The 13,388-nt window shown below is 65.2% G+C and carries 11 protein-coding genes; 6 read left to right on the forward strand and 5 right to left on the reverse strand.

What is annotated here, in order from left to right:
• Nucleotides 1-621 precede the first annotated feature (621 nt).
• Together F0U63_RS16965 and F0U63_RS16970 are read left to right on the forward strand one after the other, a co-directional pair.
• Complete coding sequence (locus F0U63_RS16965) at nucleotides 622-1,245, forward strand: hypothetical protein (protein WP_395846960.1); 624 nt, start codon at nucleotides 622-624, stop codon at nucleotides 1,243-1,245.
• A gap of 377 nt (nucleotides 1,246-1,622) precedes the next feature.
• On the forward strand, nucleotides 1,623-2,348 hold the full coding sequence (locus F0U63_RS16970) for a hypothetical protein (RefSeq protein ID WP_395846961.1): 726 nt from the start codon (nucleotides 1,623-1,625) through the stop codon (nucleotides 2,346-2,348).
• 518 nt (nucleotides 2,349-2,866) lie between these two features.
• On the opposite strand, the gene F0U63_RS16975 is transcribed toward F0U63_RS16970, so the two are convergent.
• Complete coding sequence (locus tag F0U63_RS16975) at nucleotides 2,867-3,169, reverse strand: helix-turn-helix transcriptional regulator (protein WP_395846962.1); 303 nt, start codon at nucleotides 3,167-3,169, stop codon at nucleotides 2,867-2,869.
• A 243-nt stretch (nucleotides 3,170-3,412) separates the two neighbouring features.
• Between F0U63_RS16975 and F0U63_RS16980 the strand changes: the two genes are divergently transcribed.
• A complete protein-coding gene (locus tag F0U63_RS16980) occupies nucleotides 3,413-3,829 on the forward strand; it encodes a hypothetical protein (protein WP_395846963.1) in 417 nt (138 codons plus the stop codon).
• A 190-nt stretch (nucleotides 3,830-4,019) separates the two neighbouring features.
• On the opposite strand, the gene F0U63_RS16985 is transcribed toward F0U63_RS16980, so the two are convergent.
• Nucleotides 4,020-5,753, reverse strand: coding sequence for a recombinase family protein (locus F0U63_RS16985; protein ID WP_395846964.1), 1,734 nt, complete (start codon nucleotides 5,751-5,753; stop codon nucleotides 4,020-4,022).
• Between the two features lie 703 nt (nucleotides 5,754-6,456).
• On the opposite strand from F0U63_RS16985, the gene F0U63_RS16990 reads away from it, so the two are divergent.
• The 3 genes from F0U63_RS16990 (at nucleotide 6,457) to F0U63_RS17000 (ending at nucleotide 9,728) form a co-directional block, all read left to right on the forward strand.
• Nucleotides 6,457-7,557 (forward strand): sensor histidine kinase, encoded by a 1,101-nt coding sequence (locus F0U63_RS16990; protein WP_395846965.1) that lies wholly within the window; start codon nucleotides 6,457-6,459, stop codon nucleotides 7,555-7,557.
• A 495-nt stretch (nucleotides 7,558-8,052) separates the two neighbouring features.
• Nucleotides 8,053-9,261, forward strand: a complete 1,209-nt coding sequence (locus tag F0U63_RS16995; protein ID WP_395846966.1) for a DUF2380 domain-containing protein — start codon at nucleotides 8,053-8,055, stop codon at nucleotides 9,259-9,261.
• The gene (locus F0U63_RS17000) at nucleotides 9,258-9,728 is read left to right on the forward strand and encodes an NUDIX hydrolase (RefSeq protein WP_395846967.1); all 471 of its coding nucleotides are present in this window, start codon (nucleotides 9,258-9,260) and stop codon (nucleotides 9,726-9,728) included. Before F0U63_RS16995 ends, F0U63_RS17000 begins: the two co-directional genes overlap by 4 nt.
• Before the next feature lie 49 nt (nucleotides 9,729-9,777).
• Here F0U63_RS17000 and F0U63_RS17005 read toward each other — a convergent pair whose 3' ends face one another.
• The 3 genes from F0U63_RS17005 to F0U63_RS17015 are packed head-to-tail and all read right to left on the reverse strand — an operon-like array spanning nucleotide 9,778 to nucleotide 13,212.
• A complete protein-coding gene (locus F0U63_RS17005; protein WP_395846968.1) occupies nucleotides 9,778-11,184 on the reverse strand; it encodes a Dyp-type peroxidase in 1,407 nt (468 codons plus the stop codon).
• A complete protein-coding gene (locus tag F0U63_RS17010) occupies nucleotides 11,072-12,778 on the reverse strand; it encodes a hypothetical protein (protein ID WP_395846969.1) in 1,707 nt (568 codons plus the stop codon). Before F0U63_RS17010 ends, F0U63_RS17005 begins: the two co-directional genes overlap by 113 nt.
• On the reverse strand, nucleotides 12,760-13,212 hold the full coding sequence (locus F0U63_RS17015; protein ID WP_395846970.1) for a response regulator: 453 nt from the start codon (nucleotides 13,210-13,212) through the stop codon (nucleotides 12,760-12,762). Before F0U63_RS17015 ends, F0U63_RS17010 begins: the two co-directional genes overlap by 19 nt.
• Nucleotides 13,213-13,388: the final 176 nt, after the last annotated feature.

The following is a 13,388-nucleotide window of genomic DNA, read 5'->3' on the forward strand; positions in this document are numbered from 1 at the left end:
AAGCTGTGGGGAACTTCGGGACCCCTGATACCAAAAAAACCGGTGCCCGCAAACCCTCCGGGGAACCGTTTCTTCGGTCCCTCCTTTGGATGCCCTCCTGGCGTTCAGGCGCCCCGCTGGGCTCGCTTCTGGTTCCCGCGCTCGCGTCCGTTCCTGGAGGCGCCTAGCGCGCGTCCCATGGGATGGGGTGGGGACGCGGAACGCGCTCAGAGGACCCCAGGGGCACGGGGGGAAACTCCCGGTTCCGAGAAGGCGCGTATGCCCGCGCGAAAATCTCCAGCCAAAAAGTCGGAAGGTGGTCCATGGGCGTTGACAGGCGGCGGGAGTTGGCAGGGGCGCAGAGGACCGAAAGGTCATTTGAGGAAGTCCAGAGGGGGCTTGATGGGACCGAGGGGGCCCGGATGCGCTACCTAGCTGCCCGAGTGGAACACGCGGAAGCGGAGCGGGATGTTGTGGGGGATTTACTAACCCCTTGTAATTACTATGTAGGTTAATGCTTACCCGGGGGGGGTTGCACGGTCTGGAGAGGGCCATTATTAAACTGCCGCTCACCACACACCGTTCACCCCTCGTGAGGGCACAGCGGCTCCTGCGTCTGATTTTTAAGCAGGAGTCCGTGCAATGGCCCAGAGGAACACACCTCATAACAGCCCTAGTTCTACTTCGGGACTCGGCGAAGCCGTAGAGCAGGCGGGGTTTGTGGGTGGCACAGAGGTGGGTGGGTCGGTCTCTGCCCAGAGCCTGCCTCCTGCTGATAAGCAGCCGGAATCCTTCGGGATCCAGAAGATCGCCCTCGCACTCAGGGGGCGTAACTTGCCGCACTTGGCTGTGGGTGGTGTGGGTGGTGTGGGTGCGGCAGTCACTGCGCAGCTTCTCTTCCCCCTCTTGAAACTCCCGGAGGGGCGCCTCTGGGGATTCATCGAAGCGCCCAGCGTTGTCCTGGGGGTCTGCGTGGTGGTTTGGTCCTTCGGGGTCAAACTCGCGAGCATCATCGCACCTGCTCCTCAGCACTATCTTCGCGTGCTTGAAGCGTGGTTGATGTACCGGATGAGGTGCATACCGCCCGCTGTGTACTTCGAGCATGTGGCCAAACTGCACGCTGCTCGCCTCAAAAGGCACCTCCCAGCAGAGGCCCCTACTAAGCGGGACGCAACTGTGCTTCGCACGCTCCGATGGAAGATGGATTCGGACGCTCGGAAGCCGAAGAGGAAGAAGAGGAAGCGCATGAGGGGAATGGGGACCTAATCTCTTCCCCTGCTGTCTCTTTGCCGGGCCCTAACGATGCCCTCCATGTGCACCGCCGGGCCTCTTTCGGGGCCGGGGTAGCAGGGAAGGCCCTTCCGGCGCTCCTGGACACTTCCATGGCCTTCGCGAGGGCTCTGGGCAGTGCCCTCTGGGTTCGGTGGGAAGTTTGTGGGGAGTGAGGGGCCCGGATGCGCTACCTAGCTGCGCGGGTGGAACACGCGGAAGCGGAGCGGGATGCCGTGGGGGTGTTGCTGAGTCCGCTAGAGCGACAAGGGCACAAACCGGCGTGTACGAGAATTTGACGCGATCGTGCCACGGCATATCCCTAGCCTGGAAGTGCAGCTGAGCTACGGCGCATTAGCCTACGAGGGAGGCGTATGAGTGCCGATGAAATCATCAGGGCTGGTACAAGCATCGCGTCAAGTTTATCAGCGGTCGCAGGTGCTTCTGTGGCCGTCTATGGGGCCATCAGGCTTATCCCGCGCGAACTCGCCAAGTGGAAGGAACAGAAAAAAGCCGAACAGCGGGCTACTACAGCAGCCAAGGCGCTGAACTCAGCACTACGGTTCATTGATGCCCTGTTGTTCATCGGGAATCCCCTCTTTCGGAGCCCTGCGGAAGCCAAGAAACGAGGCGAGAACCAAGAGGATGAGGATGTCGAAGAGGTCTCTAGGGAAGCGGAGTTCTATGCCCGCTTCTCTGAGCGCCTTGAGCTGGCCAAGGCGGACATGGAGGCATTCAGTGATGCGCGCGACTTGGCAACCGTTTTCCTCGATGAGGAGGAAGAACGTCTGCTCACGGAGCTTTGGGTACAGTGGGAAAAGATGCGCACTTCGGGTGAGCTGTATGCGCACTATCTCTCTTACGGCTCCATAGGCGCACAAATCCCGGAATCGAAGAAGGCTTACGCTGGGCTTTTTGCGCAGCAGGAGCGATTGGAAGAACTCCGCAAGAGTGTGATCGGACTGCTGCGACCAATCGCTCGGATGGACGAGGGGCCCAAACAGAAGGCCCTTCCGGAGCGTTCAACCTCTTCGGAGGCCCTTCCGGAGCGTTCAACCTCTTCGGAGGCCCTTCAAGGGTCTCGGAAGCCCGTGAGATAGCGGCTTGCGTCTCCCGGGGCTTCTCAGGGCTCTGGGGTCCGCTCCGGTGCCCGGTGCGCGGTCCCTTTCGGCTCCCCTCCGGTGCTCCCGGGGGCCCTTCAATGCTCCCCCTGGGGAACGAAAAAACCAGCCCCACCAGGAATCCACCCACAAGGGGATTGGACTTGGTGAGGCTGGTTAGTGAGGAAGAGTCAAGGGATTCAGCTATGAAGAACTAAACCCCGCGTGCCCTCTCGGTTCCCTGATGGCGCGCTTGGCGTACACTTGGCGCGCTTGGCGTACACCTAGGGTCTCTGGCGTACTCTATATCTCTAGGTGACACCTACGGCTTCTACTAGTGGGGGTCTACCATCACAGTAATTTCAAGGACTTAAGAATCCCTGAGATGCTGCCTCCGGTGGCTGGGTGGATACCCCAGACTTCGCAGAGTCGGAGCTGCTCCTATTGGTGATGCCCTACAAGCTAGGCGCCCCTCTGCCCGGTCTAGTCCCTACAGGTCGCCAAGGTGAACCACCGGCTTAGGAGCCCTTTTCGTCCTCGGGGAACAGATCGCGCAAAGGAACCTTGTAGGCCAGTGCTGCCGCTACGAGCGTCGCCATGGTGAAGTTCGCGCCCCCTTGCTCCATCTTGATCATGTGCTTGGGGTGGACGCCGATTGCTTCGGCTGCTTGTTCCTGAGTGAGTCCACGCTCTAACCGCAGTTCGCGGAGTCGCTGCCCGATAAGCCGTAGCTCCCGTTTGATGGCACGGGCCGTCGGGCCTCGGGTCCATACCTCCGAACGACCGCGCTTTGTAGGGGGCTTCCCTGCTTTCGTGGGCACGGGGCGGGCTTACGCAGGGTTGCTCTTGAGCTACACAGTTCATGAACTACGTGACTCGTCAGGTCTCCACAAGGGCCCTGGACCAAGTTAATCCGAAGGGTAGGGTCATCCCACTCGGGCTAATTGGAGAAAGTAGCTCAAGAGATACGTAGCCTATGTGCTACATGGTCTAGGTAGTTCATAAGCTACGTAGTTTATGAGTTACTGGGCAGGTAGGCCCCGGAAGAGGAAAGGACGGACCGCATGCCCCGCAGTAGGAAGAAGACTCCTGAAGTGCCCACAAACCCCGAGGTGACGACTCCGGAAGAGGTCGGAAGCCCCGAGGCCAGCGAGCCCGACGAACCCGAGGAAGTCGGCCCCAAGGTGGTCAGCCTCGGGCGGGAACTGTCCGCCCTCAACCTCACTCTCCGGGGTGCCCAGCTTCTGACGGACACTGGGCTTTACGGCTACCTGGACGTGGGAGGGCAGGGGGATGTCTTCCACTGCGTCTCCGCCACGTTGTCCTTCCTGGGGGCTCGGATGGGCCTGCTTCAGGGCGTTATCAGGCGGGAGGTCAACCCGGCGTTTCTCTGGGCTCCGCATAACGCGGTCGCGGCTCATGAGTCCCGGGATGATGGGGACTTGTTCCTGACCGAGTGGAAGCCCTCTATTGCCCATTAGGTACTCCAGGGCGTGACCCATGGGGCCCTCTCGGGGCTCCATCGGTCCGGCTCGCCAGAGGCCCTGGGAGGCTCCTGGAGCTGCGGGCGGTCAGACGGACCCGCCACGCTCCAACGCGGCTCCTACGGCCAGCCAGAGGCCCTGGAGGGCATCCCCAGCGGCTGGCGTGGCTGGGGCGGGCGGTCCGTGGTCAGGCGGCTACGGCGGAGTCCTTGGGAAAGGCGTAGAGGACACTGGAGCATCCGCCTCCCTTCCAGACGAACTCCAGGGTTCCCCGGTCATGGTTGACCGTCACGCGGGTGAAGAGGCTCCGGATCAGGACGTTGACCCGCTTCCGGTCCATGGGCTCCGCACGGAGCGCTTCCAGGGCCTCTTGAGCGCGACGCTCCACGAAAGGCCCCAACACCACGTCCCGGCGGGCTGCCAGTTCCCGGATTCGTTTCCTCAAGACCTCGCGTTCCGCCTCTGTCTCCTTGATCTCCCCCAGGATGCTCTGGAGCCGGTTGGTTCTATGAGTCTCCCAGAGGTGCGCGAGGTAGTCCTCCACGGCTTCCAGCGTGTTTGCCGCCAAGTCCAGTTGGGCCTGCACGGAATCCCCCTCAGCGCCTCCCGCGCGTGGGTCGCAAAGGAGGGCTTCCGCATCATGCAAGAGCGCCTGTTTGAGGGTCTCGTAGGGCACGGACTCATAGGGGCATCCCATGCCCGCCCGGGCACGGCGGCAAACCACGTAGCGCCTGCTGTTCACCCCCTTGTTGATCATGTTCATCCGAGCGCCACAGCGAGGGCACGCCAGCAATCCTCCGAAGATGTTCTGCACGTCCCTTCCCGCATTGGAGCCCCGAGCAGGGCTTGACCTACCGTGGCTCATGGCCTGGACCCGCTGGAAGGTCTCGGGGTCCACGATGGCGGGGAAGTATCCAGGCAGGGGTTGAATGGGCTTGCGGAGCCGCTTCCCGTCCTTCCAGTCCGAGGTATGCGGGGTGAACGTTCCCATCACGGCGGGGTTGTTCAGGAGCCGGTACGTGTAGGAACGGTGCCAGCGGCCCGCCTTGCCGAACAGGGGGATTCCATCGCGGTTCAATCCCGCTGTGATGGCCCGTTGCCCCCGGCCTTCCAGGGTCTCCCGATAGACCCGCTGAATGACGGCGGCCCGTTCCGGGATGACGTCCCACTTCCCCGTGTTCCGGTTCAGCCGAAGCCATCCCGGACATTTCGCCGTCATGGGCTTGGAAGTGGCCTGCTCGCGCTTTCCGGTCCACGCGGCCTGAAGAAGGCCCGACTTCCGGGCGCTCTCTTCATTGGCCCGGATGAAGATCACGAGGCTCATGATGAGCGAGAAGGGCTCCTTCTCCAGAAGTTCCTGGTGGTAGGTCCGGCCATCGCTCAGCGTGACCACGGTAATGCCCAGTTCGCAGAGGTCTTCCAGGAGCCGCTGGGCCTTCCGGGCCGTCTGTCGGCTGAGCCGGTCCAGGGATTCCACCAGGAGGAACGAGCCGCGCTCGACCATGCCGCATTCCACAGCGGCCTTGAACTCCCCCAGCTTCCCGGTCTCGGCGTTCTTCCCCCGGAAGGCGGACACCCCCAGGTCGTGGAAGGTCAGCTCCCCCAGTTCCACGTCCTTGTTCTTCGCCAGCCACTCCTGGGTCAGTGCGGTCTGCCGCCTGTAACTGTCCCCCTTCATCTGCTCGGGGGTGCTGAACCGCAAATAGCTATAAGCCTTGGGCATCGGGGCTGCTCCGGTCATGAGCGAGAATGGGAGACCCGTGGTCCTGAGGACTCCTACTAGTGCCGTGCTAGGCGCTGTAGGTCCGGAACGACGGGTCCCGAAGCCCCCAAAAAGAATCGGGGAGGAGCCGCCCCCAGCAGCTCCTCCCCGACGAACTCCCCCTGGTTTCGCCCCCGACCCGCCACCCGTCCCGCCCAACCCGCCCGTCCAACCCCGACCCGCCCCACTCCCCGACCCGCCACCCGACCCGCCCACCCGCCCGTCCTGCCCCGTTCCGCCCCACCACCCCGGCCGCCCGTCCTGCCCCGCTGCCTTCTTGAAAGAGGTATGAGCATTCGCCGTGCCAATGGCACCTCACCGCCAGTCGCCTGGAATCTCGGGCGCTTGGTACGTGGAGGCCGTCCCCCTCGCCCTCGAGGGCGGTAAGTCTTACGCGCAGCGTTTCTTGTCCCGCCGGAACTTCCCCGAACGGCCCCCTCCCGGACACGCGACCCGGGAAGGAAGCGAGCGCAGCGCTGTCGGGGCAGGTCGTCGAATCACCCTGAAGTCTTACCTTGGAGGACAGGGTGGACAAACGCGAGGAGCGTGGAACCCATGCTCCGGCCCGAGCGGTGTCCGACCCGGAGATCTGGCGCCTGGTGGCTCGAGTGGGGTGGCGCGTGAAGCCAGCACACAGGGACATCGTGGCGGATCGCTACAGCCACGTCTTGAAGGGTCACCGGGCGACGCGAGCCGGGGGCGCCCCTCGGAAAACCCGGGTGGCGGTGCGGGCTCGCGCTCGGGAGTGAGGCGGAACGCCACAACCGGTCCTCCCTCGTCCGTGGACGGCGCCCCAGGGGAGGAAGGGTTGGCATGTCACTCGCAATGCTCGGGAGGGTTCTTCGCACGAGAGGTCGGCCCGATGAAGATGCAATCCAAGGTGCTGGTGGTCGCGGCGATGGGGGCCGTCCTGGTGGCCAGCGCGAGCGCCCTTTCCCGCCAACCGACGTTCGTCGCCAGTGTCTGCCTCATGGGGGTGAGCCTGATGGGGGTCTGGGCGACGCTGCACGGGCAGCCGCTGCGCCGGGCGTATGGGTGGGAGGAGGAGGGGATGGGCCTGGGCGAGTTCGCGCGGTGGACGCCCGTGAGCCCCGGTGCCGGGTTCCCGCGAGCGGTGGAGGACGGGAGCGAGACGCGCCGCCGCAACGCCGAGGTGGAGAAGGCGGTCCGGCAGCGGACGTCCGAGCTGGAGCTGGCCAACGCGCGGCTCGGCGAGCAGTTGCGGCAGTTGCAGGTCGCGCAGGCGCGGCGGATCTCCGCCGAGCGGTGGGGAGCGCTCCACCAGCTCTCGGTGGGACTGAGTCATGAGCTGAGCGATCCGCTCACCATCCTCCTGGGCAACATCGACTACGTCCAGTTGCAGCTCGGGCTGTCGGGGGCGAGCTGCCCGGAGGAGCAGGTGAGGATGAGCGAGGCGCTCGCCGATGCGCGCCAGGTGGCCGAGCGCATCCGCCGCATCGCGGAGGACCTCGAGAGGCTCTCCGTGCCGGCGGACCTGGAGGACGGCCCGGTGGACGTCGTGGCCACCCTGCGCGGCGCGATGGAGAAGGCGGCGCTCGAGGGTGAGGGCCGGGCGCGGTGGGTGTCGGTGTTGCACGCGGTGCCGCGGGTGCGGAGCGATCGGGCTCGGCTGCACCAGGTGTTCCAACACCTGTTCACCCACGCGGCCCGTGAGCTTCCGCTGGAAGGGGAGGTGCCGATGCCGCTCCAGCTCTCCGTGCGGATGTCCAACGCCTCGCGGGTCGTCGTGGAGATGAGCGCGGGGAGAGGCCTTCCCGCGGAGAACCCGGAGCGGGTCTTCCAGCCGTTCGTCGCCCCCCGGCCCTCGCGAGTGGGCACGGGCCTGGAGCTGGCGGTGTGCCATCGCCTCGTCACCGCGCTCGGCGGCGAGATGTCCGTGCACAACGAGCCGGGCCGTGGTTCCTTCTTCTGCGTGGAGCTGCCGACGTTCCAGGACGCCTGACGCTCACTCCCAGCCCCCGGATGCCGGGTGCTGGCGCCTCACGGTGGCTCTTGGTGGACGTGGGCCTCGCCAACCGTGGTGGAATGGGTGACCACTGGCTCCTCAGCCGCGGCATGGAGGCTGCCGTGAAGGGCCTGGTGCTGAGGAGGGATGATGCACGCTGTCTCGTTGCGTGTTGGGTGGACGGGCCTGGTGCTCGCCATGGCCTTGTTGTCCACCGGTTGCGTGTCGGTGAGGCCCCCGCCGGGCCTGGGACGAAGCCTGCGCTCCACGACACACCTGGCCGGGCCGAGCGTTGCGCCTCCGCGCGCCTTCGCCTCTTCCCCTCCGTCTCCGCCGGAACCCGAGACGTCGGAGCGGCCGCGCCGTCGCGGAGCCGATCGTGTGCCCATGACGGGGATGGGCCCTGTCGGTGTGGAGGGCGCCGTTGGGAGCACGGACATTCAACTCGAGCGGCGGAGCGCGACCCTGACGCACCAGGCGGTCCTCGGTGCTGTGCTCGACGTGTCGGGCTCCACTCGCCGCCTCTCCGATGCGCTCTCCAGGCTCAAGGCCAGCAAGCTGGGCATCGCTGGCCGATCCGCTGGCCTCTTTTTCCCCTATGTCGTCCATGGCGAACGTCAACTGCGATGGATTGAGGCCGAGCTGGCCGCCGCCACCAGTCTGTCCAGCACCGCCTCGGCGGTGGATGATCCGGGCATGGAGTTGGCCATCCTGCGCCTCTCCGGACCACGGCTCGAGGCCGCCATGTCGGGAGCCATCCTGCTTGCCGCATGGCTCGATTTCCTGAACCTCGCTGACGTCGTACTTCAGCAGTGCCCCTTCTACAGTGTAGAGAGGCTGTTCGTGGACCTGGGCCAGTTGCAGAAGATGATTGAGCCCGCCATGACGGCGCTTTCCTCCCGGGAACCAGGGCAGGTCGAGGCAGCGGCGGCCGACCTCCCCGCGTTGATAGGCCATCTCACCGGCGAGTTCGACGCGACCCGTAAGGCCGTGCGCGAGGCGGAAGAGCGCGGCAGGAGATTCGTGGCGGTGGCGCAGAGTCTCGAGATGCTCACCCTGTTATCGGCGATGAAGATGTCGCTACCACGGCTGCCGCCGGCTGCTCCCGCCTCGCTCGGCATGGGTCTCGCGATGGGCTCTGGCGGCGTGATGATGGGCACGCGGATCGTGGTCTCCGCCGGGTGGGTGGAAATGATGCACCAGCTCGTGCGGGCGGGTGTCCTCTCCATTTCCGTCGCCAGTGCCGCCGTCCGGATTCACGCCGGCCAGGTGATGATGGCCGAATCGAGCCAGGAACTGCCACGGGGTGTGCGCGAAGCGCTCGGTGATGGGCCCGAAGTGCGTGCCATGCGTCAGACTGGCAGAGCGGGGGCGGGAATGGCCGAGGCACCGCGGCACCACGTCCTGCCGAGAGAGTTCCGCGAGTGGTTCGAGAAGCGCGGCTTCACCGGAGAAATGAGTATCGATCAGTTCTGCGTCAGGATGGAGCAGGCAAGCCACGAGGCAATTCACGGTGGTGGAGACTGGCGCCTGGGCCGTCAATGGCTTGGAGAGTGGAACCAGAAGATCATGCGCGCGCTGTACAAAGCCGAGGCGAGGACTGGCCGGATGTTGACGAGAGATGAGATCCTGGACATCGTCGCGAAGAACATGAGGGATTCTCAGATCCCAATGAACTTCACGCGTTGGAGCGGAAGATGAGTGATGGCCATGCCTGGCAGGGCCACTGGAGGGTCCGCCTGTACGAGCGGGTTCGCGAGCGGGGTTACGATTCGCTCACCGCCTTCGCCGAGGCACGCCCCGCCATTCCGCTGTATATTCTGGCCGAGGAGCTTGGCAAGGGCGACGTGGCCGCGGTGCAGGTGTTGAGCGGGTTGTTGGATGAGGCGGAGCGACGCAAGCGGATCACTCGATTCGTGCGGGATGTGTTCGTGCGCGAGTTTTCCGAGGGACTTCCCGACGGTTGGCCGGCCGTGCTGGATGATGCAAACCGTTTCAAGGTCGCCAAGGTGCTTGGTTGTTGGTTTGCCTATACCCCGGAAAGTCATAGGGAGCGCGTCGATCTAGCCAGCGATGTGCTCTTCGCCACGCCGCCGCCGCCCGGGTGGCGCCCGCTCGGTCCCGACGACGAGCTGCTCCTCGCCCTCTTGCCTGACGAGGAGGTTTGAACTTCCTCCCCACGCCCGTGTCTGCGTGGGAGGTGCCGCCCGCCAGGGCTCAATCCGTGGTGGGTTCCAGGTGTGCCAGGAACTCCAAGGCGCTGACGCCGGGCATGAAGAAGTAGCCCCCGCCCTTCATGGTCACGAAGCTCTGGATGCCCGTCACGCATCGCCGCAGCGGCGTCATGGGAATCGTCATCATGCCGCTCTCCTGGTTCGACGAGACGGGATCCCGCTCATCGTACAGCCGCCCGAACTTCTCGTTGTGCAACCAGCTCTGCTGGATGAACTCGAACTGCCGGCCGAGCTGGGCGTTGAGCGCGATGAAGATCAGCCCCTGCTCCGGAGAGCCGTTCTCCGTCCGGGGCTCGCGGCGGTAGGGAATGCCTCGGCGGAGGATCCGGTGCCTTCGGCTCACCTGTCTGGACAGACCCGGCTCGGGCGCGAGTGAGTCGCGCGGGTTGGCGCGCCGGACGTGAGACGTCACCGGGCAGCCCAGGCCCGCGGCATCCTCCTCGCTGTAGTTGAACGCATTGGAGTGCCCGTGGGGGCCCGGTTCGGGGGCCTCGAGTTGACCCGGCTTCAACGGGGCGCCATTGGACCAGCGCCCCATGAGCTTGGCCTTCAGCCATTCCTTCTTCTTCGCGTCGTCCCGAGGGCCGCCGTGGGTGATCTCCCTGCTCTTCTTCTCCACGAACGCGTTGAAGCCGTCGACGTCCTGCTGGAGCTTGCGCAGCACGAGATAGGAGCCGTTGAGACCCAGATCCTTGCGCCCCGCCGGTTCCGCCGCGCTGAGCCGGCCGAGGGAATCCCTGCTCGCGCGGACGGTCGGCGAGAGCGGCTTCTCTTGATATTCATTGTCATGACCCAGGATGAACTCCCCCGCGGCGATGGGGCTGTCGTAGTCCTCGGGCTGGCGCCCGGGCTTCCTGAACCCCTGGATCACTGGCTGGGAGATCCCGTCCTGGAAGCCAAAGGGCTCCCGGAAGGAGATCCGCCCATCCTCGTCCATCGAATGGGCGGCGCGCTGGCAGTAGAGCTCTCGAACACCCGCCTTCGCGAGCAGCGTCCGCTGGCGGGCCAGCCGGGTGCCCAGCTCGTCCTCGTTCCGGGCATAGAGCATCAACAACACATGGATGTCCTCGTCGCGCGGCCCTCCGGAACGCGTGCCGCCGAACTCCCAATGTTCGGGGGCGCTCGATCCGGTATCTCCGAGCACGTGGGCCCGTGCGGCCATGCCCTTGCGGAACTCGTAGGGGAACGTCCGGAGCGCGTCCTCGTCCAGGCCCAGGGCCTTCAGGCCATGCCAGGTGAACGCCACGTTCAGACACGCGGTCCGCCGCTCGAGCCGCTCACTGGGGATCTCCGCCGCCGTCGTGAGTTCCCCTTTCAGAATCTCGCGGAGCCATGCCCGGCACGGACCGGCGTCCTGGATCCTCAACAGCAGGAATGCGGCGGTCGCCATGCGCTTGTAGCCATGGACGACGAGCCCCTGGACGTCGTCCAGCCTCACGGGAGGCGGGAGCGGAGTCACCTTCGGAGCGGCGGCTCCTGAGAGGATTCTTCGCGCGTAGGACACCCAGCTTCCGGGCTGTGACATGGGGGACTCTCCTGTGAAGGGTGTGGAGGGGACGGCGGTGGGTGGAGCGCAGCCGCTCCTGGAGGATGGAGATGGCCTGACGAAGGCTCAGCAGCTTCTCCTGATAGGGAAAACGGCCCTGTTCCAGATAGCTCTTCAATGCCTGGCGCATGGGCTCGGCTTCTGGATGGCTCGAGTCCTTCGTGGCGAGGACCTGGCGCAGGTCGAGGGCCTCGTGGAGGTCGGTGACGGCCACGGTGGTGGGAGGACCCTCGCCATGGAGCAGGGCGCTGTAGTGGACGAGGGTGGGGCATTGCACGCCGCGGATCCACTCCTTGAAGGGTTCCACGAAGGGCCGGCCCGAGGGGAAGCCTTTCGAGCCGCTCCAGATGAGCTTGAGGAAGTTGCTCACATCCTCGTGGTTCACGAACGCGTCGATATAGGCTTCCCAGCTCTCGTCATAGGTGACGATGAACAGCAATTGCCGCTTCGCGCCGCGCTGGAAGAGCGCCCACCGCGCGAAGTGGATGGCCCGCATGTCATTCATGCCCACCAGGTTGCGTTTCAGCCGCCAGTTGACGAGCCCCATGAAGAAGCGTTGCTGGAGCTGGCCGATCGCGCCGGAGGGGACGTCCGTGACGAGGATCATCGAGTTCTGGATGGGCCCCTGCCGCGCCTCGATCTCCTCGCGCAAGGCGTCGGGGATGGTGACGTGCTCGACGGTCTGGCGTGGACGCGCGAACCGGTTCTTGAGCTGGATGAGCAGGCGCAAGGGCTTGTCGACGAGGAGGTAGGTGAGGGTCGCGAGGGCCGCTTCGACGAGCGCGGCGCTCTGGTTGCGTTCCCACTCCGGCGTGGTCACGCGCGCGAGGTGGGGGCCGAGGTGTTCGCGCAGATCCTCGTACAAGGAGGTGGGCTCGAGCCGCTCCAGGAAGGGACGCCGGTGCGGGTTGTTCAAATAGGCCTCGGCCCGCGCGCGCATCTCCTGCAGTTCCCGGATCGCCGGGACGGAGGCGACGCGGTAGGCGAAGTCGACGTGCCGTGTGCTGTAGGGCACCGCGTGCTTCAGCAGGTATTCCTTGACCTGCGCGGGCCGGGCCAGCCCCGCAGCCGGGTAGCCCTCGCAGTGGGAGTAGAGCTCATCGAAGACCGTGTCTCCCGTCAGGGCGGACTGGGCGGCGAGCGCGTCCACGAGCAACTCGAGGGTGGTGCGGAGCTGTTCGCGCCCATGGAGCGAGGCGGACAGGCGCAGGTCGGCACCGAAGAGCAGGTAGCAATCCTCGCGAGGCCCGGCCGGTGGGCCGTCCCAGGGCGCGCCGCCGAGGATGCCCCAGTGAGCGAAATAGAGCGCCTGGATGGCTCGAAGCGGGTGGGGCTGACGCGCCCGGATGGTCCGATCCAGCCCGCGCAGCGTGGAGGTCAATCCCTCCACGGCTTCGGGACGGATCTTCGTGATGATGCTCAATGTGCCGTGGAACATGAGGTGTCACCCAGTCCGAAGAGGAGCGTGGTACGTGTTGAACATGACTTGCGAGGAGCCTTGCCTGGTTGGCTCTTTCGCCGGGCGTCGGAGTGGGCGAGCACCCGGCGCACCAGGCCCTCGAACTCTTCCAGGGGAGAGCTCTTGGGCACGAACCGGGCGCCCGGGGCATGGGGGTCTCCCGAGGAACTGTGGATGATGATGGGAATGTCATTCAGGCGCTCGTCCGCGTGGAGCTCGTGGCACAACTCCAGCCCATCCATGCGGGGCATCATCCAATCCGTCACCACCAGCTCCGGTGGGGATTGCCGGGCGATCGACAGGGCCTCACGTCCGTCGTGCGCCTCGACCACCCGGTAATCCATCTGCTCCAGCACCTCCCGGAAGAGGTCGAGCAGATCTTGTTCATCATCAACCAGGAGAATCGTGCGCATGGTGCCCTCCGCTTTGTTTCGAAATGTCTCTCCCTACACGGAAGGAGTTTGACTACCTTCTCTGTGATTCAGCTCGGACATGAATGAAGATGTCCGAGAAGATGGGAATGGGAGGGCTGGGAGGAGTGTCCGGGGAGGCGGGAGGTGTCAGGGGTTGACTGCCCGCCACCTGTCCA

It is taken from the genome of Cystobacter fuscus, assembly GCF_044360685.1.
Taxonomy (GTDB): domain Bacteria; phylum Myxococcota; class Myxococcia; order Myxococcales; family Myxococcaceae; genus Cystobacter; species Cystobacter fuscus_C.

Bases quoted from the DNA above. Each gene is read 5' to 3' on its own strand.
- F0U63_RS16965 (WP_395846960.1), top strand. From the start codon at position 622: ATGGCCCAGAGGAACACACCTCATAACAGCCCTAGTTCTACTTCGGGA.
- F0U63_RS16970 (WP_395846961.1), top strand. From the start codon at position 1,623: ATGAGTGCCGATGAAATCATCAGGGCTGGTACAAGCATCGCGTCAAGT.
- F0U63_RS16980 (WP_395846963.1), top strand. From the start codon at position 3,413: ATGCCCCGCAGTAGGAAGAAGACTCCTGAAGTGCCCACAAACCCCGAG.
- F0U63_RS16990 (WP_395846965.1), top strand. From the start codon at position 6,457: ATGAAGATGCAATCCAAGGTGCTGGTGGTCGCGGCGATGGGGGCCGTC.
- F0U63_RS17000 (WP_395846967.1), top strand. From the start codon at position 9,258: ATGAGTGATGGCCATGCCTGGCAGGGCCACTGGAGGGTCCGCCTGTAC.
- F0U63_RS17005 (WP_395846968.1), bottom strand. From the start codon at position 11,184: ATGGCGACCGCCGCATTCCTGCTGTTGAGGATCCAGGACGCCGGTCCG.
- F0U63_RS17010 (WP_395846969.1), bottom strand. From the start codon at position 12,778: ATGTTCCACGGCACATTGAGCATCATCACGAAGATCCGTCCCGAAGCC.
- F0U63_RS17015 (WP_395846970.1), bottom strand. From the start codon at position 13,212: ATGCGCACGATTCTCCTGGTTGATGATGAACAAGATCTGCTCGACCTC.